Raw genomic sequence first — 2,341 nt, 5'->3', positions numbered from 1 at the left:
GCGATTTCCTCGATGCGCGACAGCGACAGCAGCGCCAGCGGCACCAGCAGGATCAGCCCCGCCACCCACATGATGGCACTGCCGACGACCAGATAATGCGACAGCGGATGGGCGATGGTGATGGCCAGCCACGCCCCCACGCCCTGCGCGGCACCGGCCACGAGAAAGGCCTGCCAGAAGGTGGGGTGACGCAGCGCAAAGGCGATCAGCGACAGCAGTGTGCCCACCAGCAGGGCGGCGCCGACGATGCGCTCCTTATGCGGCTCGCGGATGACGCCGGCGAGGTCGAACTTCAGCTTGCGGTCGGCATTGAACAGACCCCAGTAGGCGCCGACCGAGCCTTCGTTGGTCTTCCAGACCTGATCGAACGCCTCGATGATGTTGTAGTCGATGCCGTGGTCGCGGGCGCGGGCGATGAAGTCGCGCAGGATTTCCGCCTGCGCCACCGGGCCGGGCTCGGCGCCCTTCATGTTGTAACCGCCCGAGGGCCAGCCGAACTCCGCCACCACGATGTGCTTGCCGGGGAAGGCGGCGCGCAGCTTCTCGTAGACGTCGATGGCGGTCTGAACCGCCTGCTCGCGCGGCACGCCTTCCCAGTAGCTCAGGATATGGGCGGCGATGAAATCGACGTTGGCGGCAAGCTCGGGGTGTTCGAGCCAGGTGGACCAGATCTCGCCGGTGGTGACGGGAACATTGCTCTGCGCGCGCACTTTGCGCAGAATTTCCACCATCTCCTGCCCGGTCTTCTCGCCGCGCAGCACGGTTTCGTTGCCGATGACCAGTGCCTGTACGTTGTTGTACTTGCGGGCAAGCTCCAGCGCATTACGGATTTCGGTCTCGTTGCGCTTCTCGTCGGGCGAAATCCACGCGCCCTGCATCACCTTGATGCCGTATTCGCTGGCGATCTCCGGCACCTGCTCAAGGCCGCCGGTGGCGGCATAGGTGCGGATCGCCTTGGTATAGGGCGCAACGACTGCCATGTCCTCCTTCAGCCGCTCGCGGCTGAGGACAGTGCCCTTTTCCGGGTTTTCCGCTGCGTTGTAGGGGGCAAAGGAGAGGCTCTCCAGCTTCCCGTTGACATCGGGAGCGGACACCTTCTGCTCGCCGATGAGCCAGATCGCGGCATGAACAACCGCGGCCAGCACTACAGCGGCCACTACGACGGGAACCGTGCGCCGGACCGTCTGGACGATCGACATCGGCAAATTGCTCCTCGAGCCACGATCAGCCTGCACCAGCCGCGGGGGCGACTGCATGCGCTGCACTCTGGGCCGGCCCCGCCGGCGGGGCGCGGGCACAGTCCGGGTGCGATATCAGGCCGTTCTGATGGACGTGGATTATGATGGAACTTTGTTTGTGCCGCGTAAATTGCGGTGATGCGGACAGCGACATTCCGTCCGTCCGCAGGTCGGCGGACACGAGAATCGGGCGCAAAAAATAAGGGCGCAGCGGGGAGGTTCCCCGCGCGCCCTCTGGCAGCCGGCTGGCTGCAGCCGGATTACGGCTTCTTGTCGGTCGCGGCGGGCGCGGCATCCGTCTTGGGGGCCGCCTCGGAGCCGGCGGCCGGCGCAGCCTTGTCACCGGATGCGGCCTTGTCGGCGCCCGGAGCCGGGGTCTTGAAGATGCTGGCATCGAGATTCGGATCGGTCCAGCAGGCGCGCGAGCGCAGCGGCAGGCCGGGATCGCCCTGATCAGTCGAGACACCGATGCGGATCAGGCAGCGGAAAGCCACCGGAATGCGCTCTGCCGGGCACTGGAAGCGGTCATAGAGGGCCAGAAAATCGCTGGCGGTGCGGATATCATCCCGCCACATCAGGCCGATGATGCGCTCGCCCGCCCACGCGCATTCCGGGCGGGCCGGATCACCGATTGCCGGCTCGGCCGGCGGCGCGGCAACGGCTGGCTGCGGGGCCGGTGCGGCCGGTGCCTCGGTGGCCGCCGGCGCATCTGCGGCCGGCGCGGCGGCTTCCGCGGCAGCCGGCTTTTCCGCCGTGGCGGCAGCAGCAGCGGGGGTCTCGGCCTTCGCCTCGGGCTGGGCCGGCTTTGCGGCTGGCGCCACGGCTTCCGGCCGCGCGGCCGTGCCCGTCTTGTGCTGGGCCGGCGTATCGGCCGCATGGGCGGCAAGGGGCAGGGCCAGAAGGGCGGCTGCTACGGCACAGCGACGCGCGAACGGCAGCATAATCATGGATAAAGAAACCTGTGGCGAGTAGGCCTGTTGATGCGGACCCGGATCGCCGGGCGCAATTCCCGGTCCCGTGCCGCCTGGCAGCGAACAGCGAAATCGGGGCCGGAGGATGGCGCAACCGCGCCTGACTGTCCACGGCGCTTCATGCCGGTGGAG

2 protein-coding genes are annotated in these 2,341 nt (G+C 67.6%); both read right to left on the bottom strand.

What is annotated here, in order from left to right; all coding sequences use genetic code 11:
* On the bottom strand, nt 1-1,199 hold a 1,199-nt coding region (locus V7067_RS17440), incomplete at its 3' end, for a glycosyl hydrolase family 17 protein (RefSeq protein ID WP_334177155.1).
* Between the two features lie 299 nt (nt 1,200-1,498).
* On the bottom strand, nt 1,499-2,185 hold the full coding sequence (locus V7067_RS17435; RefSeq protein ID WP_334177154.1) for a hypothetical protein: 687 nt from the start codon (nt 2,183-2,185) through the stop codon (nt 1,499-1,501).
* Between the last annotated feature and the right edge of the window lie 156 nt (nt 2,186-2,341).

Origin of the sequence: Pseudoxanthobacter sp. (assembly GCF_036822375.1) — a bacterium.
Classification (GTDB): Bacteria; Pseudomonadota; Alphaproteobacteria; order Rhizobiales; family Segnochrobactraceae; genus Pseudoxanthobacter.
This window is presented reverse-complemented; position numbering and strand designations above follow the sequence as displayed.

What these genes read in the sequence shown, in the direction of transcription:
- V7067_RS17435 (WP_334177154.1), bottom strand. Translation starts at nt 2,185, where the DNA reads ATGATTATGCTGCCGTTCGCGCGTCGCTGTGCCGTAGCAGCCGCCCTT.